This is a genomic window from Jeotgalibaca sp. A122, from assembly GCF_052266715.1.
Lineage (GTDB): Bacteria > Bacillota > Bacilli > Lactobacillales > Aerococcaceae > Jeotgalibaca.
On the sequence record NZ_JBQPRB010000003.1, the window covers coordinates 101,140 to 121,397 of the forward strand.

Here is a 20,258-nt window from a genome sequence, read left to right on the forward strand (position 1 = left end):
CCGCAGCTACATCGCGGGGTTTTTTGAATAGGCAGAAAAGTCGGAAGAAGGGAACCCAAAACACCATTATACTGCCGACTTTTTTAAAACTCGGCAGTAAAAAATCAATTCTGCCGTTCTAGTTCCGACTTTTAAAAAAAATCGGAACTAGAAACACCAAAATCCAATTCTACTTCCGACTTTTGTCATTTAAGAAAATCTTCTAAACTAAAATTAAACCAAAATCCTCCTCTTGTCTTTCTGAATCCAAATTGATAGGATAGGAGATGCAGTAAAAATGAAAACGCTTTTCAAAAAGAATCCCCAGCAGAAAGGAAAATGTAAATGACTAAAAAGCCGCAAAAATTTGTTTATTCAAAACCAACGAATGGCTATCCTGAATGGAACAACAACCCGGAAATCTTCCAACTGAACCGTCGCAAACCAGCAACGACTTCTATTCCCTTCGCTTCAATCGAAGAGGCGAAGCAGACGCCGTTTGAAGAGTCACGCTTCGTTCGTTCTTTGAACGGCGAATGGGCATTCAAATGGGTCAAGAATCCGGCTGAACGCCAAACCGATTTTTATAAATCGGAGATCGATACCACTAATTGGGATCGCATAACAGTACCCGCGCATTGGCAATTCCAAGGCTATGATTACCCACAATATACGAATACGACCTATCCATGGGTTGAGCAACAAGAGCTCAAAGCACCGTTTGCGCCGACCAACTACAATCCGGTGGGACAATATGTGACCGCTTTCGAACTGGAAGAAGACTGGCTTGATAAACCCTTGTTCCTTCATTTCGCTGGTGTCGAGGCAGCCTTCTATGTTTGGGTGAATGGGGAACTGGTCGGTTACAGCGAGGATTCCTTTACCGCTGCCGAATTTGACCTCAGCCCTTATGTAAAACCAGGTGAGAACAAACTCGCTGTTGAAGTCTACCGTTGGGCGGACGCAAGTTGGTTGGAGGATCAGGACTTCTGGCGTCTGAGCGGGATTTTCCGCGATGTGTACTTATACCAAACGCCATACCTCCACATCCGCGATTTCCATACCCAAACACTCTTGGACGACGCTTACCAAAACGCCGAACTGAAAGTAACCGTCGAAACGGAAAACCTGTTTGAGGTTCCAGAATCAGGCATGATTGAAATCCAACTGCATGATGAAAACGATCAGCCGGTCTATCAAACCAAACAACCAGCCAACGAACCGATTATTGAATTTTCCGAAACGATCACGAATCCGAAAAAATGGAGTGCGGAAGAACCAAACCTTTACACGCTCTATCTATCTGTCATCTCAGACACGGGCGAAACCCTGGAAGTCCACCGTTCCCAAGTCGGTTTCCGTAAATTCGAACTGAAAGATGGATTGATGAAAATCAACGGCGCGCGTATCCTTTTCAAAGGTGTCAACCGCCACGAATGGGATGCCAAACGCGGCCGTGCAGTCACGAAAGAAGACATGGAAAAAGACGTCAAGCTCATGAAACAATTCAACGTCAATGCCGTTCGGACTTCCCACTACCCGAACCATCCTTACTGGTACGAGCTATGTGATCGTTATGGTTTGTATGTTATCGATGAAATGAACCTGGAAACCCACGGATCTTGGTATTATGGCCAAAAAGAACTTGAGGAAACCGTACCCGGCAGCCGCCCGGAATGGACCGAGAACGTATTGGACCGTGCCGCTTCCATGTATGAACGCGACAAGAACCATCCATCCATCCTTATTTGGTCGTTGGGGAATGAATCGTTCGGCGGGGACAATTTCCTGAAACTGTATGATTACTTCAAAACCGTGGATCCATCCCGCCTTGTTCATTACGAAGGAGTTTTCCATTACCGTTTGAGCGAGGCTGCATCTGATATCGAAAGCACGATGTATATCCCGCCAAAAGAAGTGGAAGCGTACGCCCTGAATGCGACCGAAAACTCGAAACCTTACTTGATTTGCGAATTTTCCCATGCGATGGGGAATTCACTCGGGAATTTCTATCAATACACCGAACTATTCGACAAGTATCCAATCCTGCAAGGTGGCTTCATTTGGGATTGGAAAGACCAAGCCATCCACAGAGAAACGGAAGATGGCCGCACGTACCTGGCATACGGTGGTGATTTTGGCGAATCACCAAACGACGGCAACTTCTCCGGAAACGGACTCGTTTTTGCGGATGGTCAGATTACACCGAAGGTATACGAAATGAAGAAGTGTTACCAAAACGTGGCGTTTGAACCCACCGATCTGGTGAACGGCCTGCTTACCCTCAAAAACAAAAACTTATTCGCTAACCTTTCCGCGTATACCTTGCAATGGAAAGCGGAGAAGAACGGCGAAATGGTGGAAGAGGGCACCGTGGCTACGCTCGACATCGCGCCACAAAGCACGAAAACCATCAAATTGCCTTACATGAAATATGAAAATGAAACAAGCGGAGACGAGTATCATCTCACGGTTTCCTTGCATACCAAAGAACATCACGAGGTCGCCTATGAGCAGTTCCAATTACCGACCACGAAACGCAACGACACCCATAAAACAATCGTGCTCGCGACCGGGGACACAACATTTACTTTTGATGCAAATACCGGCTTACTTTCCTCTGTGAAAAAAGGGCCAACAGAACTGCTGCAATCCGCCCTGGAACCAAACTTCTGGCGCGCATCCACGGATAACGACAAAGGCAGTAAATTCGACAAACGCAGTGCCATCTGGCGAGAGGCCCAAGCAAACCGGGAACTCACAGCACTGCACGTAACGGAAACGGATGTCCAAACTACTTTCGTTTACCCAGAACTCGGGAACCTGAAACTTGCCATTACCTATTCCGTAACGGATTTTGGCCAGCTAACAATTCATTATACGTTGATGCCGCAAAAACCACTGCCGGATATCCCCGAAATTGGGATGCGGGTGTCTCTGGACAAGGCGTTCGATCAATTGAAATGGTTTGGCAAAGGGCCATTCGAAACCTATATCGACAAACAAACCGCCGCAAAAGTAGGCGTCTACACGAGCACCGTGGCCGAGCAATTCGTTTCGTACCTGAAACCGCAAGAAACCGGCAACCACATTGACACACGTTGGGTGGAACTGACGGATACAACTGGTACCGGCCTGAAAGTGAGTGGCCAACCGCTCGTGGAATTCAACGCGCTGCCATATAGTTACGAAGAAATGGAACCAGCCGACTATGCTTACCAACTACCTGAATCCAACCGTACCGTTTTGCGCATCAATCATCTGCAAATGGGAATCGGTGGGAACGACAGTTGGAGCCAGGACACGCTTCCGGAATTCCGCCTGCCAGGCACGCATGGTTATAGCTATAGCTTTAAGATTGAAACGATCTAACTTGAAACCTGACATCCGCTCATTGCCGGTGTCAGGTTTTTTTGGTAATCACAACTACTTTTATTTAAATACTTCAACTTTTCTTTAACAATTTGAAACTTCAATACTGTGAAACCGTATACAATTGGTTTATGGAAGTTGTTAAACTTTTATCAATCTAGTGGAAGGATAAAAGTAGTATCAAAAGAGGAGGTAATATCTATATGTTACAAGCTGTGCAAGAAACAGCTGTCAAAGAGAGAAGAGCGACTTCGGTAAAAAGAAGTATCAAGAAAAACTGGCCTTTTCTCGTCATGTTGGCAGTACCTTTAACTTTTTTGTTCATTTTCTCATATGGGCCAATGTATGGTGTCTTGATTGCATTCAAAAAATATTCACCAGGTCTAGGTATTTGGGACAGTCCTTGGAATAATTTCGATCATTTCAGACGGATGTTTGAGGATTTTACTTTCGAAAGGGCCTTTTGGAACACAATCAAAATCAGTGCGCTGAAATTGATATTCGTTTTCCCGGCACCCATCATTTTAGCCTTGACGCTAAATGAAGTGAAGAATCTAAAATTCAAGAAAGTGACGCAAATCATTTCATACTTGCCTTACTTCATGTCTTGGGTTATCGTCGCATCCATGGTTCTGGAAATCTTTTCTCCGCAACGCGGAATTGTAAACGCTGTTATTACTGCTTTGGGCGGTGAACCGATTCACTTCATGGCAAGTGAAAAATGGTTTGTACCCATTTTGGTTGGATCGGATATTTGGAAAGGAATCGGTTATGGAGCCATCATTTATTTGGCCGCCATTACAGGAGTAGATCCTTCGTTATATGAAGCAGCGGAATTGGATGGCGCAACGCGCTTCCAAAAAATGCAACATGTTACCTTACCGACGATTTCGCCAATCATCATAACAATGTTGATTTTGAATATCGGTTCTATCCTTAATGCCGGCTTTGATCAAGTATTGAACCTGTATAACCCACGTGTATATGGTGTCGCGGATATCATTGATACGTATGTTTACCGTACCGGTTTAGTAGAATTCAACCTGGATTACTCGACGGCCGTTGGTTTGTTCAAGAACCTGATTGGTTTGATGTTGATCACGGGATCGAATTATTTGGTCAAGAAGCGTACCGGACAAGGAATAATTTAGGGGAGGGACAGAAATGCAACGAAAAAATAAAAACAAACTTTTTGATTACGTGAATTTCTTTTTACTCACCTTATTGAGTATTGCGATCTTGTATCCATTCTGGAACCAAATTGTCCTGTCTTTCAGTAGTTCCTCATCCACTTCTGGATTGGGACTCAACTTATGGCCTGAAGAATGGTCCTTGGAAGCTTATAAATTTATCTTCGGCTACGGGAATGTTGGTCGGGCGTATATAAACACACTGATTCGGACGATTTTAGGAACGCTGGTTATTGTCACAACGACAATTTTGGCAGCGTATCCATTGTCGCGTAAGGACTTACCTTTCAGAGGGGTGTTCATTGCCTTGTTCATCATTGCGATGTTCGTATCGGGCGGAATGATTCCTGACTACTTGTTGGTCCGCAACTTGGGACTATTGGATACAAGATGGGCTTTGGTTTTACCACGTGCCTTGAATGTAACGTACGTTATCATCATGATGCGTTTCTTCCGGGGAATCAGTCCGGAAATTGAAGAATCGGCAGTTATGGATGGGGCGACTCCCTTCCAAATCTTGTATAAAATTATCTTGCCGCTATCCAAACCGATTGTCGTAACAATAGCTTTATGGGCAGCGGTGTATCACTGGAATGAATGGTTCCATGCGCAAATCTACATCCAGGACGGACGTTTGGATGTCCTGCAAACACTCGTCAGGGAGATGTTGGTTAACGTTGACCCATCCCGGATGGAAATGCAAGTATCTGGTGTTGGATCTGAAGCATCCGAATTACTACTAAGTAACGTTCGTGCAGCAACAGTCATGGTTTCGATTGGACCAATCGTCATGGTGTACCCGTTCGCACAAAAACACTTTATTCAAGGATTACAATTAGGAGCCGTTAAAGGCTAAATTAGAAGGGTGGAAAAAACATGTTAAGAAGTAAGAAGAATATCGGAAAATGGTTAGCTTTAAGTTCAGCTGGGGTACTACTGGCTGCATGTGGCGGTGGAAATACAGCTGAGTCCGGCCAAGCAGCCGGAACTGCAGTGGATGTCACAGCCTTGCCAGAAGCAGGCGACTTCGAGGAAACCGTTGAATTGCATTTATCCGGCTCCTTTACGCAAGGAAATATTGAGGATGATAACTGGGTCCAACAAAAATTAGAAGAAAAATTCAATGTTGATATCGAGAATACGAAAGTCGATACATGGAACAAAGACGAAGCATCCATCATGATTGCTTCCGGTGATTTACCAGATGCCTTTGCTTTCACGGGTGGTTCAATGACGCCAAAAGAGTTTTTTGAAAATGGCTTAACACGTTCTATTCCACGCGAAATGATCGAGAAATATATGCCACGCTATACAGCGATGCTGAACGAAAACGAAAACGGTCTTGGCTGGGAATTGAATAAAGTTCCAGGAACGGAAGATGAGTATTTTGCCCTGACTGGTCACCAAACACATACAAAAGGAATCATCTGGGCACCGACGCTACGTTTGGACTGGATGGAAGAGTTAGGTCTTGAGTTACCGGATGATATGGAACCAATCGGAGACAGTGACGGTTATGAACGGATTTATTGGACAAATCAATCCTACTCTTTAGAAGACTTGGAAAAAATCTTGACAGCCTTCACCTATGAAGATCCAGATGGTAACGGAAAAGATGATACATATGGATTATTACCATACAACAGTGACTTGAACTGGGCGACAACCTTGTTTGGGGCTCACGGCGTCGCACCTTCCTACAACTTGATGGAAAACGATGAATTGAAAATGCCGGTTATCTCAGAAGGCTATAAAGAAACTTTGAACTTGTTGGCTGATTGGAACGAAAAAGGTTTGATTGACCCTGAATGGACAACATTGACGGCACAAACTGCCTGGGAAAAATACCAAACAGGTTCAGCAGGTTACTTCATCGCACAAAGAACTTACTTGGCACAGGAAGATTGGACAAAAGGCCGGGCACCACATAACGTGATTGCAGCCGATCCAGATGCAAAATTGTTGGCATTTGCGCCGGAAGTTGGTCCTGATGGCACACAAGGAGAACAATCCTACATGCCGGTTACCTTATTCGGGGATTCCATGCAAATATCTGCTGATGTAACGGATGAAGAATTGGCGCGTTACCTACAAATGTTCGATTACATCAACCACGATCCAGAGCCATGGGTGAACTACGGTAATCCAGGTGAGCATTCTGATTGGCAAGGAGAAGAAGGCAACTCTGCTTTGATTGTCCGTCCTGAATTCCCTCGTGAAGAAGGAGATATGGGCTTCTGGGCATATAGTTTCCGTTCTTATCCAAACGAACGTGGCGTTTACTTGAGCCATCCGAAGACAACAGAATTGAATGAATTGTTCTTTACAAAACCGGAAGTTGTTGATGAAATGGCAATTCGTCCATATCGCCATGACTTATTCGATGAAACTGAATATGCTGATTTGAACGGCCGCTATGGTGCACAACTAACAACGATTGCGGATGAATTCCGTATGAACGGTATTACCGGCAGCATCGATATCGAAGCTGAATGGGACGCTTATGTGGAAAGATACTTGGAAAATGGTGGTTCACAACTATTGGAAGAGCTTGAAAAAGCACCATTGGTTGAAGACTTACTTTCAGGAGAAGTTGAATAATAACTGGATTTGACCAGTAACAATCATGCATGCAGAGTCATTCCGGAAAAGGGATGACTCTTGCGTGTTTTCAAAAATGGCTGATTAAGGAGACTAACGATTTCATGGAAAAATTATCTTTGAAGAAAGTGGACTTGTTTGCCCCAGGAGACAATGGTTCGAAAGCTTATCGTATTCCTTCATTACTGACGACGAAAAAGGGAACCGTGATTGCCGGAAACGATGCCCGCATCGTGAACCAGCGCGATAATCCCAATAAAATAAATATTACCATCCGCAGAAGTTTCGATAACGGCGAGACATGGCAACCTATCCAAACGGTCGTTGAATATCCGGGTAATGATATCAAAAGCCCAGCTGTCATTGACTCTTCCTTGTTGCAAGATGAAGAAACAGGGACAATCTGGCTGCTGTTTTCCCATACACCGGGTGGCGTGGGACTTTGGAACAGCGGTCCTGGTATCGGTTTTGATGAAAAAGGACGCCGGAACCTGCATGATAGCGAGATGAAACGCTATGTTTTGGAAGCAGACGGGACGGTCTTGACGCGTGAAGGCGAACCAACTGATTATACCGTAAACGAAAAAGGCTTTAGTTCCAAAAAAGGGATTGAAAGTGGTCATATTTACGAGATTTTCGATGAAATGAAAGCCGATCATTTATTTGAACAAAACACATGTTATTTACAGATTGTTAAAAGTGAAGACGATGGCGCAACCTGGTCCCAACCAATCGAACTCAACCCACAGGTGAAGGCCGAGTGGATGCAATTTTTGGGAACCGGTCCAGGGGTCGGGATTCAATTGAAGCACGGTGAACATGCTGGCCGTTTGGTTTTCCCGATCTATTATTCAAACTTGGCCCGCATGATGTCTTGTGCCGTTATTTACAGTGACGATAATGGGAAAACGTGGCAAATGGGTGACTCACCGAATGATAACCGGGAAATCAAGTTGACAACGGAGTCCGCACAGGCGTTGGGTGCCAACGCCAGAAAATACGAACTGACCGAATCGCAAGTGATTGAGTTAGAAAGTGGTAAATTGGTCTTGTATATGCGTAACCACTATGGCAACGGCCAAATTGCCCGGGCCACCAGTGAAGACGGGGGGCAAACATGGGACGAATTTGAATTTGTTGAAGAACTCATCAACCCTGTGTGCCAAATCAGTGTCATCCGTTACCCTTCACAAACTGGCCAAGAACTGATTTTATTTTCCGGACCCGCTTCGACGGAAAAACGTGAAAATGGCGTTATTCGTTTGAGTGATGACGGTGGTAAAACATGGCCATATGCACTGACAATTGAGGAAGGGGATTTTGTCTATTCCTGCTTGACGGTGATGGCAAATGGCGAAATCGGTATTTTATACGAAACAACAATAGAAGACCGGGAAAGTATCCGTTCAGTCTTTACATCATTAACGTTGGAAGATATTAAAGGTTAAACAGCCAAGAAAGAATAGGGGATAAACATGCAAGCAATTATGGATAAGAAGAGTTCATTGATGAAAGCCATGGTTTGGTTATCCGACATGGTCCACATTCAATTCCTGTGGGTGGTATTCACCTTGGCAGGCTTGGTGGTAGGCGGGATTTTCCCGGCTACATATGCTATGTTTGCTGTTCAGCGCCGATTGATCCGGAAAAAATCATCCGGCCAATTGAACAAGCTGTTTTGGGAAGAGTATAAAGCGAACTTTATCAAGGCCAACATTCTGGGGCTTCTATTCGTTCTGATTGTCCTTGGTGTTTATCTATATTATCAATCCGTGCTTAATATCGCGGGGCCGCTTCGGGTTATTTTCAGTTTTGTGGCATTCGGAATCGTATTTTTTACCACGCTGACAATCGTTTTTACTGGTCCCGTTGCGGCCCACTTCGATCTTGATGTTTTTCAGATCATCAAACATGCCTTGATTGTGGAAGTTTCTTGTCCTATTCACACCATCGGAATTATCGCGACGACGGTGGCATTTATTGCTAGTGTGTATCAATTTCCCGTACTGGTTCCTTTTGTTAGTGTCGCGATATTCACGTATAGCGTGATGTGGATTGCCCAACATGCTTTCGGAACTTTGGAAAAAGTAATGCAACAATCATAAAAAAACCGACTCAGGAGGAATTATTAATGAAACGCTCAGACCTAAAAGGATTATACTCTGCACTGCTCGTACCATTTGATGAAGATGGCAAGGTGAATGAGGCTGGACTCAGACAAATCGTCCAACACAACATCAACACGATGAAAGTCGATGGTTTATACGTCGGCGGCTCATCCGGCGAAAACTTTTTGGTGGAAACAGCAACCAAAAAACAAATTTTTGATATCGTGATGGATGAAGCGAAAGGGGCTATCAAATTGATTGCTCAAATTGGGGGCATGAATCAATACGAAGCTATTGAATTGGGGCAATATGCAACGGAGCTCGGTTACGATGCGGTTTCCGCGGTCACACCGTTCTATTACCGCTTTGGCTTCCAGGAAGTAAAAGATTACTATTTCGATATTCTTGATAAAGTGGATAACGATATGATCGTTTACTCCATCCCGACTTTGACCGGTGTGGAAATGGGAGTGAAGGAATTCGAGGAATTATTCGCACATGAAAAGATTGTGGGCGTGAAATTCACGCAAGCGGACTTTTACTTGTTGGAGCGTTTGCGTAAAGCTTTCCCGGAACATTTGATTTTCTCCGGCTTCGACGAAATGCTGTTACCGGCGTTAATGTATAACGTGGATGGCGCTATTGGTTCAACGTTTAACGTAAACGGTGTCCGCTCGAGACAAATCATGGAAGCAGTCGCAGCAAAAGATAACGAAAAAGCCCTTATTTTACAAAATGATACGAACGACTTGATTGAAGCGGTATTGGCAAACGGTTTGTATGCCACTTTGAAACGTATCCTTCAATTGCAAGGTTGCGATGCTGGTCCATTCTTGTCCAGAAAACCGATGGCTTCAATGAGTGAACAACAAATCGCCAAAGCTGACGAAATCTATGAATTATATTTGAAATATGCACACGTTGAAAACGTGGGAGTTGATGCTTAATCGAAGCGACATTTACAACCTTTCCGCATTATGAGAACCGGGTAAGCCTGTTTGATAAGCTGCCTATTCAAAAGGATAGCATTGTTTTTGTCGGTGACAGTATTACCCAACGAAACGAATGGGCGGAAATGTTTGGCAATCCAAAAATCGTCAATCGCGGTATTGATAGTGATCGTGTGGGTGGTGTCCTTACCAGGCTTTCGCAAATCGTGACCGGGCAACCGGCTAAAATATTTTTGCTGGTTGGCATCAATGACATTTCCGACCAGACACCACTATCGGAAATAGCTACCGTTTATCAAGAAATCGTCGCCACTATCCGGGAGAAAACGCCGGATACCCAGTTGTTTCTGCAAAGCATCCTGCCGGTTAACCATTCAACTTATGGTCATTACATTGATAACCAAGTGGTTGTTGACTTGAATACGCAAATTGCGCAGTTTACTGATGGACACACCATTCACTATGTCGCTCTTTATGACACCTTTCTGGCAGATAACAAGCTGGAAATGGCGGAACGCTTTACCTATGACGGTGTTCATCTTTCTGGAGAGGGCTATGCGAATTGGAAGAAACAATTGGAAGGCTTGATTAAATAGAAAGAAAGAGCGATAAAGAAATCTTTTATCGCTCTTTCTTTTAAAGATTGAAAGGAGAAGTAGTTTTGAAAATATTGAGCATCGACATCGGCGGAACGGGCATCAAAAGTGATATCTATTCTCAAAACGGCCAAACACTAGGCGATTTTAAAGAAATGCCAACCGTGGTAGACCATGCAGCGGGGACGAACAACATTTTGGAGCAGGTGCTCGTGTTGGTAGAAACATATAGTCAATCCTACGAGCTGGATGGGGTTGCGATTTCCTCAGCCGGGGTCATCGATCCAGTGGCTGGTAAAGTGATTTACTCAGGTTATACGATTCCTGGCTACATCGGGACAGAATTTAAACAACAGATTGAGGCGCAGTTCAATATTCCTTGTTTTGTTGAGAATGATGTAAACAGTGCCGCTTTGGGTGAATATTGGCTTGGGGCTGCTAAGGGCAGCAAATCAGCGGTTTGCCTGACAATCGGTACGGGTATCGGTGGTGCAATCTTGTTGGACGGAACCATTTGGCATGGTAATTCATTTGCTGGTGGGGAAGTGGGTTACCTGCCCGTGAACGGCCACAATTGGCAAGACTTGGCCTCGACAACCGCCTTGTGCCAGGATTATGAAAACCGAACCGGACGGGCTGGCATGACCGGGAAAATCGTCATGCAGGCATATCGGGATGGCGATGAGGCGGCAAACCAAGCCGTCAACCAATTTGTTGGTAATTTCTGCCGTGGCTTGCTGCCGGTTCTATACTTGTTCAATCCGGAAAAAGTCATCATCGGTGGGGGTATTATGCAGCAACAGGATATCCTTATTCCAAAAATTAAACATAAATTGGACCAGCTGTTGCAAAACCAATTTTTCTTGCCGGACGAACTTGTTGCCGCATCCTTTGGGAATGAATCGGGACGCATCGGTGCCGTCTATCATTTTCTCAAGATGCAAGGACTGGAAGCGCAACAAAAAAGGGAAGTTGCGACCTCGAATCATTAAGGTATAATGAGATTGTTATCCTTAAATTTAAGAATGAGGTCGAGAGCATGTATAAAAGTATCGTTGTGGACGATGAAAGAAATATCCAAGAACGCCTTTCTAAATTTTTCCCTTGGAATGAATACGGTTTCACTGTTGTCGGTACCGCCGGCGACGGCTATGCAGCCTTGAAACTGGTTGAGGAAATGCAACCGGATTTGATATTCACGGATATCAAAATGCCGAAGATGAACGGGTTGGAACTGGCTGAGCAAGTTTCCAAACATTTTCCAAAGACCAAAGTCGTGATTCTGACAGCACACGATGATTTCGATTATGCCAAGAAAGCCATCAACTATGGCGTCATTGGTTATTTGCTGAAGCCGATCATGAAAAAAGATTTTCGGGAGTTGATGGACAATCTGAAACCGAAACATTTTCCCGATATTAATGAAGAAAGTGTTGATGAAAAATCTACTCCCGAAACGCCCCATAAAGAAAAGAACCAGTACGTTGATTTTGCAATCAAGTACGTTCGTGAACATTATGCTGAACCGATAGCCTTAAAGGACATCGCCCACCAAATCTATATCCATGAGGCGTATCTCAGCAAATTATTCAATGAAAAAATGGGTGATGGTTTCAGTTCCTATTTAAACAAGGTACGTGTTGAAGAGGCGAAAAAACTGATCATGTATACTGACACGCAACTGAAAGATGTGGCGGAAAAGGTTGGGTTTTCGACGTATTCCTATTTCAACCGCGTATTCAAACAAACAGTTGGTGTGACACCGCTTGAATTCAGAAGGAAGCATACGTAATGAAAAAAAATATCAAACGAATCCGGAGTCTCAGACGCTATTTGGTTTTTCTGTCGGCACTGGTCAGTATGGTCAGTATTTTTATCATTATCCTTTTTTTCTCTAACGAAGTAGATGATTATCTCATTGAGCAAAAACAAAACTACGCTGAGGAATCACTCTCGCGTTCGTCTTTTATTTTGGAACGAGAATTGAACAAAGTGACGAACCTGGTTGGGAAAATTCAAAACAATGAAACCATTATCTCGAGTGTCAATGCCCTGGAAAACTCGGATGATTCGCCCATCGTTAAATACAAGCTGTCCCAACAACTGAATGATTTTTTGTTCAGTCTCAATCAAGAAAGCTTTTTGATAAAAAACATCCTGATCATCACGCCAAAGACCCAATACAGTGCGACCGGGGATACGGCCGGCTATGAATTGAACGGTTTGGAAATAACGGATAATACCAATACTTATTCGTTATATTCAGTTCCGACGCTATTGCAGGATGCCAACAGCAACAAGTACACGATGCAGGAGATACTGAATCGTAGCAACACCTATTTAAAAGATGAGTATTTTTTTGCAGCGAATATCGCGGATAGCAATAAGCAACAAAAAGCGCTGGTATTGGTCGTAATCGATGAACGGGAATTCGCCAACCAACTATTGGCCAGAGACCAATCTCAAATTATCTTTAACGAATCTGCGGTATTTTTCCAAGGCGAACGCTTTGACAAGAAAAAAATGGGGGACCGATATTTGGCGGATATTTATCCTTATAACCTGCAACTTGTCTATCAAATGGATGAGACTGCTTCGGATAATACGCCAGTTATTATTGGCATTCTCATCGCATCCGCTCTCTCGGTGCTGATGCTATCCTTTTTTCTTTCCAAAAGTACATCAGATACGACCTTGGAGCCCATCAATGAACTCCTGGATTGGATGAACCGGCGCCAAGCTACTGAAAAAAAATTCCCACTAAATGCCCAAAATCGTTTTGGTTCCAGGAGTTTTCGAGAACGACTGACCTATTATTTTTTTGTGACCATCATCATCCCGGTTGTTGTCGTTTCAGGGCTTTATTCCTGGCATGCGTATCAAGGTGCCAGCCGGGAAATGACAGCACTGCATGCTTCCGAACAGAGCGGCAAAGCCTTGATTTTAAGTCAAGAAGTGAAACAATTCAAGAAAATATTAGCCACATTTTCTTCGACATTTGGCCTGACAAATCGTGGGTCGTTGGATTTGATTGATGAAGCATCATTGGATGAATTCAAGACAGCTTATCTGGATACTTTCAGCAATGAATCCATCGGTGTTTATAATGCTGAAGGGGACTTGGTTGTTTCGAGTGGCGCGTTTGTTTTCAACACCGTTGAAAAATCGCTGTTGATGAATCGGGAAAACAACCAATCGCGTTTTTCATATAATGTCGGGATGACAAATCGCGGCGAATCCTTCTTGTCCTTGGTCTTGCCCATCGCCTATCAATCTAATTTCGACCAACCTTTGGGATTCGTTGTTTTGAATATCAGTGAGAAATATTTCGGATCGATACCGTTAATTACCGGCGATAATACCGAATTTCTCACCGACAATGATTTGTTTGTCTGGAACTTGAACCAACAAACGATTCAGCTGTTGAATGACGATACACGCGAAAGCCTGTTGGATATGACCGGACCAAGCTCAAAGATTTCATTTGGAGACTGGCAATACGGATCGCAATTGAACCAACAGAGTCTTCGGGAAGATATCCAAAATATATTTATCCGTAATTCCTACCTTTATTTTATTTTAATCCTGATATTACTTGCCATAACCAATCTTTTGACAAGAAGGGTCATCAAGCCCTTTAATGCTTTGTTGATCAACTTCCAACAGGATCCGGAGAATTGGGAACAGGCACAGTTGGCTGAAAAAGTGATCGGGATTGATGAAGTAGAAAAACTACGTCAAAATTTCACCCGCGGGCTTGAACGCTTGAATGCCCTGGTCGATGAGAAACAGGAGCTTCAGGAACATTATCTCAACGAGCGCTACAAAAAACGGGAGATTCAATTATTCGCCCTACAGGATCAAGTCAATCCACATTTTCTCTACAACGCTTTGGAGAACTTGTTGTACTTGGTGGAAGCAGAGGAAACCGACCGTGCATTGGCGATGGTCAGTTCGTTAAGCCGCTTTTTCCAATTTGTCACTAATCGCAAGGAATTGATGATTCCTGTATCCAAAGAAATTGCATTTACCAAGAACTATCTGGAAATCATGCAGGAACGGTTCAATAATTTTAGCGTAAGCTGGGACATCGAGGATACGGTTGTGGATGAGAAAGTTATGAAACTCATCTTGCAGCCACTGGTAGAAAATGTCATCCATCATAACGTCAGCCTGACCGATAGCTTGGTCCAAATCACGATTTCCATCAAAAAACAGGATGGAATGATTTGTTTTACCGTTATGGATGATGGCATTGGCATTGAAGAAAGCAAATTGCAGGAAATCAAGGCTGAGCTATTGGCTTCATCCTACAACAAATCTGGTCTTTATAATGTCCACGATCGTATCAACTTGTATTACGGATCGCAAAGTAACTTTTCCATTGACAGTAAGGTCCACGAAGGAACGACCGTCACAATCTGTATCCCTGCGAAAAATAAACAGCCGTAGTTTTTGCACAATCGAATCGCAATGATGAATGACCGGCCTAACTAGTCGGGAAGGCAACCAAGACATTCGTCACCAGTGGACGGATGTCTTTTTTTAGGGTAAATAAAACGCTGTTTCGTGAAGGAAAACAGGGTTAGGAGAAAAAAGTGGCGATTAGCTCGGGAGATATTCTGGAACGCCGCACTTGCGCGGAAAAAGCGGCGATTAGCTCAGGAAATATTCCGTAACGCCGCACTTGCGCGGAAAAAGCGGCGATTAGCTCAGGAAATATTCGGGAACGCCGCACTTACGCAGAAAAAGCGGCGATTAGCCCGGGAAATACTCCGGAACGCCGCACTTACGTAGAAAAAGCGGCGATTAGCTCAGGAAATATTCCGTAACGCCGCACTTACGCGAAAAAAACGACGATTAGCTCAAGGTAAAAGCCTTGACCGTCGCCCTCAACTTCACGTCAAGAGCTCAAATAAAACCAGGCGGTGACTAATGAACAAGAAAGCGAATGTCCATGTGACCTTCATGGATACCAATTATCAATATCCTCAAGCCAAATATGAATCTATATTGAGACAAAACGAGCGACACCTGATTCTGCAAGGCTGGAAAAACGATGTCGTCCAGTGCCAGCTTTCGGTAGCCGCAGGGACGCAGTCAATTGAGAAGCTCGAAGTGAATCCAAGTGATTTGACAGGACCAAACGGAACCATCTTCAAGGACCAAATCCGGGTTTACCCCATTCAATCTGTCAATGCGGACGGCCAGGAAGCCAACGAAGTCCTGACCCATGAACCTGTTACCGTTGTGGCACCCAACACGCTCCAAAATTTCTGGATCCAAATCACGATTCCCAAAACAACCGTAGCTGGCAGTTACACCGGACAAGTAACCGTTGAAGGACAAACATTGGACCTGACCCTTGAAGTGGCCAATCAGACCTTGCCTGCCAAAACCGCATTCGATGTCGAGTTTTGGCAAAATCCCTTTGCTGTAGCCGAATACTATCAGGTGCCAATCTTTTCCGAAAAGCATTTTGAAATTCTCACCCCCCATATGGAAAAATACCGCGCAATCGGCGGTAATACAATTACGGCATCCATCGTGGAGGAACCTTGGGACGGTCAAACCTACAGCAAAAATGAAACCAAATTCCCGTCCATGGTGAACTGGACCAAAATGCCCAATGGCAAATTTGTATTCGATTACAAGTGGTTCGATCAATGGGTAGCTTTCAATAAACAATTGCACCTGGGCGATAAAATCGTTTGTTACAGCATTGTCCCTTGGAATAATAAACTTACTTATTTCGACCAAGCTAAAGCAGAACAAGCCTTTATTCCAGTAGAAGCAGAAACCGAATACCTGAAAGCCTGGGAAGCATTTTTGACAGACTTCATGCAACATCTCGAAGAAAAAGGCTGGAGCGATAACGTTTATATCGGTATCGATGAACGGGGAGTGGACCGGGTTCCATTTGATTTACTCGCTAAAATTACCGATTCTAAAGGCAATCGTTTCAAGACATCGGCGGCGATTGACGCAATCGACGAAAAGAAAGCAATCGCTTTACAGGTTGATGCGCTCTCTGTCGGCATTGTCGCTGTCCGCAAAAAAGTCAAAGAATTTGCGGAAATTCGCTCAGAAAGAAAAGCAAAAGGCTTACCAACCACTGTCTATTCCTGCATGGGACATGCTCCGGGTAACTTTTCCTTGAGTGCTCCGGCTGAAAGTTACTGGACCATTTTGTATGGGTACGCCCAAAACAGTGACGGATTCCTGCGTTGGGCCTATGATTCTTGGGTGGAAAATCCTTTGGAAGATAGCTCGCACCGCTTATTCGAGGCAGGCGACTGTTTCTTGGTTTTCCCTGATCGAAAAGACAGTGCGCACCCGAAACCACAGTCAAGTGTGCGTCTCGAAAGATTGGCGGAAGGCATCCGTGACGTCAACAAACTAATGATTCTGAAAAAAGACCCAGCGCTAGCCACAGAAATAAATGAAATGCTGGCAACCATCCCAGCTTACTATGAAGCAACGGAATTCTATTTGATGGACGCCGGGAAAGCGGCCGTTGCCAAAGATACGACCACGATCAAACAAAAAATCGCTGAATTGACAGCTGCATTCGCTGAGGAGGCCGTCCATTAATGAAAGAAATTGCATTGCCCAAACAATATCTGAGTGTCATTGAAAAAGCTCCTGGTACCGAACGCCAGTATCTGGGACAACCCGATATGGTGCTCTTGGATGATGACCAGACGTTACTTACCGTCTATCCGGCCGGACATGGCGCGGGACCAGTCATTTTAAAGGTCAGCCCAGATGCTGGGGAGACGTGGGAAGAAAGAACCGATACCCCCGCCTCTTGGCAAGGTTCCTTGGAAACACCGACGCTTTTTAAACTGAACGAAAACAAACTGATCTTGATTTGTGGTCGACCAAATTGGAAGGGGAACCAAAGCGGTGGCTGGCAAACCTCTCTTTCCCTTGATAATGGGGAAACCTGGAGCGAATTCAAAACGCACCACATTAATTTTTCGGACGGAAGCAAAAACTATACGAGTGTCGCGATGGCCAGCCTCATTGCCTTAAAGGATGGCAGGTGGTTGGGTGTTTACCATGACGAGCATTTCGTGAACTATAAAACCTATTTGAGCTTTGACGAAAACGAGAACGAACAGTGGAGCGAACCAGAACCTTATCTACAAACTTACCGTAATATTGAGGAAGCCTATCAAATCTGTGAAGTGGGCTTGTTCCGTTCGCCCGACAACAAAAGCATCGTGGCGTTGGGCCGTTCCCAATCACACCGGCATCCATCCGTCCTGTTCTTTTCCCATGATGAAGGAAAGAGTTGGACGGAACCGACTGATGTCCATCCTGGTTTACAAGGGGAGCGGCATAAAGCGATTTATGATCCGGTCACTAAGCGTCTGGTCGTGACCTTCCGGGAAATCACGCTCAACAGCGACTCACCTGAAGATTGGCTGGCAGGTGACTGGCTGGCCTGGGTAGGAACGTATGAGGACCTCGTCCAAAAACAACCCGGTGCTTTCCGCATCCGTCTGGCGGAAGACTGGACCAATACGCCGAAGTCAGGGGATACCGGTTATGCCGGCATCGTCGTCCAAAAAGATGGCACTTTTATTATGAACACCTATGGCCATTGGGATAAAGAGTTTTCCGAAAGTTGGCAAGGCGGCGTTTTGACAGACCTTTGCTACATTATCCAAGCCAAATTCAAGTTGGAGGAAATCGAAAATGTTTGAAATCAAAGATGACTTTTACCTCAATGATAAGCCCATCAAAATCATTTCCGGCGCGATTCATTATTTCCGCGTCGTACCGGAATATTGGGAGGACCGCCTTTTGAAATTGAAGGCGATGGGGTGTAACACGGTTGAGACCTATGTCCCCTGGAATGCGCACGAACCAGAAGAAGGTCAGTTTAACTTCGAGTGGATATTGGATATCCGAAGCTTTATCCAAACTGCCCAAAAAGTAGGGCTGATGGTCATTGTGCGGCCATCCCCGTACATCTGCGCCGAATGGGAATTCGGTGGTTTGCCGGCTTGGCTCCTGCAATATGAGGATATGAAGTTACGGGTTAACCATCCTATTTTCCTGGAAAAAGTCGACAACTACTTCCAGCGCTTGTTCCAGGAATTCGCCGACCTTCAAATCGAACAGGGCGGCCCGATTATCATGATGCAGGTCGAAAACGAGTACGGTAGCTTCGGCAGCGACAAAACTTATTTGAAGAAAGTCGCGCAAATGATGCGAAAATACGGCGCTACCGTACCCTTCGTGACCAGTGATGGCGCATGGAGTGACATGTTGAAAAATGGGACGGTTCTGGATGATGCCTACCCGACCGTTAATTGCGGCTCCAAACTAGTGGAAAGCATGCAGGAAGTCCGGAATTTCACCAAGAGTGAAGGCCCTCTGATGGTCATGGAATATTGGATTGGCTGGTTCGATGCCTGGGGGCGGGATCACCATACCCGCGATTTTGAAAGTGCCGCTCAGGAATTGGATGAAGCCCTTGAAATCGGCCACGTGAACTTTTACATGTTCCATGGTGGCACCAACTTTGGTTTCTGGAATGGATCCAACTATTACGAAACCCATTCGCCGGACACGACCTCTTACGATTATGACGCACCTTTGACCGAATGGGGCGACGTCAGTGAGAAATACAAAGCCTTACAGACTGTTATCAAAAAACATGCAACGGTGGAAGAAGTAGCTCTGCCTGAACCAATCAAGAAAATACATTACGGAACTTACCAAGTGACAAACAGCACCTCACTTTTTGCCAACCTGGAAAACTTGGCTGTGAAATCTGAGCACAGCTACACCTTGCCGATGGAAAAATTGGGCCAAAATTTTGGTTACGTCTTGTACGAAACGGATTTAGGTGAAGCCCGTGAAATCCATGATTTCAAGTTACTTGGGGCCAATGATCGCGCTCAAGTATTCGTGAACGATAAACACGTCTTGACCCAGTACGACCAAGAGCTGGGGACAGAAGCAACCTTCCCTTTGGCCGACGAAGAAAATCGTTTGTCGATTTTGGTGGAAAATCTGGGGCGGGTGAATTATTCTTCGGTCCTGAACCATCAACACAAAGGCATTAACGAAGGCGTCATCATGAACCGTGCTTTTTTGAGCGATTGGAATCATTATTCCTTGCCGCTGGATAATATTGACCAAGTCGATTTCACCAAAGCATACCAAGCCGGTTTGCCGAGCTTCCATCAATTCAAGGTTGAAATCGATGAAATAGGTGATACCTTCATCGATATGACTGGTTGGGGCAAAGGCGTTGTCTTCGTCAACGGCTTCAACCTCGGCCGCTTCTGGGAAATCGGGCCGCAATTCCGCCTCTATTTACCAGGGCCACTGTTGAAACAAGGCGAGAACACAATCGTAATTTTTGAAACAGAAGGGGTCGTAAAAGACACGATTACACTGACGGATGTACCGCCATTCGAGAGACAATAAGGAGGAAAT

At 44.8% G+C, this 20,258-nt stretch carries 14 protein-coding genes; all 14 read left to right on the forward strand.

Annotated elements, in window-relative coordinates:
* Positions 1 to 324 precede the first annotated feature (324 nt).
* The 14 genes from ACTU7M_RS04730 (at position 325) to ACTU7M_RS04795 (ending at position 20,249) form a co-directional block, all read left to right on the forward strand.
* Positions 325 to 3,351, forward strand: a complete 3,027-nt coding sequence (locus tag ACTU7M_RS04730; protein ID WP_443473228.1) for a glycoside hydrolase family 2 TIM barrel-domain containing protein — start codon at positions 325 to 327, stop codon at positions 3,349 to 3,351.
* 203 nt (positions 3,352 to 3,554) lie between these two features.
* Complete coding sequence (locus tag ACTU7M_RS04735; RefSeq protein WP_443473229.1) at positions 3,555 to 4,502, forward strand: ABC transporter permease; 948 nt, start codon at positions 3,555 to 3,557, stop codon at positions 4,500 to 4,502.
* Positions 4,503 to 4,515: 13 nt separating this feature from the next.
* The gene (locus tag ACTU7M_RS04740; protein WP_443473230.1) at positions 4,516 to 5,397 is read left to right on the forward strand and encodes a carbohydrate ABC transporter permease; all 882 of its coding nucleotides are present in this window, start codon (positions 4,516 to 4,518) and stop codon (positions 5,395 to 5,397) included.
* Positions 5,398 to 5,417: 20 nt separating this feature from the next.
* The gene (locus ACTU7M_RS04745) at positions 5,418 to 7,142 is read left to right on the forward strand and encodes an ABC transporter substrate-binding protein (protein WP_443473231.1); all 1,725 of its coding nucleotides are present in this window, start codon (positions 5,418 to 5,420) and stop codon (positions 7,140 to 7,142) included.
* A gap of 104 nt (positions 7,143 to 7,246) precedes the next feature.
* A complete protein-coding gene (locus tag ACTU7M_RS04750; RefSeq protein WP_443473232.1) occupies positions 7,247 to 8,590 on the forward strand; it encodes a sialidase family protein in 1,344 nt (447 codons plus the stop codon).
* Positions 8,591 to 8,617: 27 nt separating this feature from the next.
* The gene (locus ACTU7M_RS04755) at positions 8,618 to 9,247 is read left to right on the forward strand and encodes a YesL family protein (protein WP_443473233.1); all 630 of its coding nucleotides are present in this window, start codon (positions 8,618 to 8,620) and stop codon (positions 9,245 to 9,247) included.
* A gap of 26 nt (positions 9,248 to 9,273) precedes the next feature.
* Positions 9,274 to 10,197: an N-acetylneuraminate lyase gene (locus ACTU7M_RS04760; RefSeq protein WP_443473234.1), complete on the forward strand. Its 924-nt coding sequence runs from the start codon at positions 9,274 to 9,276 to the stop codon at positions 10,195 to 10,197.
* Positions 10,198 to 10,277: 80 nt separating this feature from the next.
* Complete coding sequence (locus ACTU7M_RS04765; protein ID WP_443473389.1) at positions 10,278 to 10,796, forward strand: GDSL-type esterase/lipase family protein; 519 nt, start codon at positions 10,278 to 10,280, stop codon at positions 10,794 to 10,796.
* A 65-nt stretch (positions 10,797 to 10,861) separates the two neighbouring features.
* The gene (locus ACTU7M_RS04770) at positions 10,862 to 11,788 is read left to right on the forward strand and encodes an ROK family protein (RefSeq protein WP_443473235.1); all 927 of its coding nucleotides are present in this window, start codon (positions 10,862 to 10,864) and stop codon (positions 11,786 to 11,788) included.
* Positions 11,789 to 11,835: 47 nt separating this feature from the next.
* Positions 11,836 to 12,588, forward strand: a complete 753-nt coding sequence (locus ACTU7M_RS04775) for a response regulator transcription factor (RefSeq protein ID WP_443473236.1) — start codon at positions 11,836 to 11,838, stop codon at positions 12,586 to 12,588.
* On the forward strand, positions 12,588 to 15,248 hold the full coding sequence (locus tag ACTU7M_RS04780; protein WP_443473237.1) for a sensor histidine kinase: 2,661 nt from the start codon (positions 12,588 to 12,590) through the stop codon (positions 15,246 to 15,248). Before ACTU7M_RS04775 ends, ACTU7M_RS04780 begins: the two co-directional genes overlap by 1 nt.
* 483 nt (positions 15,249 to 15,731) lie before the next feature.
* Positions 15,732 to 17,390: a glycoside hydrolase domain-containing protein gene (locus ACTU7M_RS04785; RefSeq protein ID WP_443473238.1), complete on the forward strand. Its 1,659-nt coding sequence runs from the start codon at positions 15,732 to 15,734 to the stop codon at positions 17,388 to 17,390.
* Complete coding sequence (locus ACTU7M_RS04790; RefSeq protein WP_443473239.1) at positions 17,390 to 18,511, forward strand: sialidase family protein; 1,122 nt, start codon at positions 17,390 to 17,392, stop codon at positions 18,509 to 18,511. Before ACTU7M_RS04785 ends, ACTU7M_RS04790 begins: the two co-directional genes overlap by 1 nt.
* The gene (locus ACTU7M_RS04795) at positions 18,504 to 20,249 is read left to right on the forward strand and encodes a beta-galactosidase (protein WP_443473240.1); all 1,746 of its coding nucleotides are present in this window, start codon (positions 18,504 to 18,506) and stop codon (positions 20,247 to 20,249) included. Before ACTU7M_RS04790 ends, ACTU7M_RS04795 begins: the two co-directional genes overlap by 8 nt.
* Positions 20,250 to 20,258: the final 9 nt, after the last annotated feature.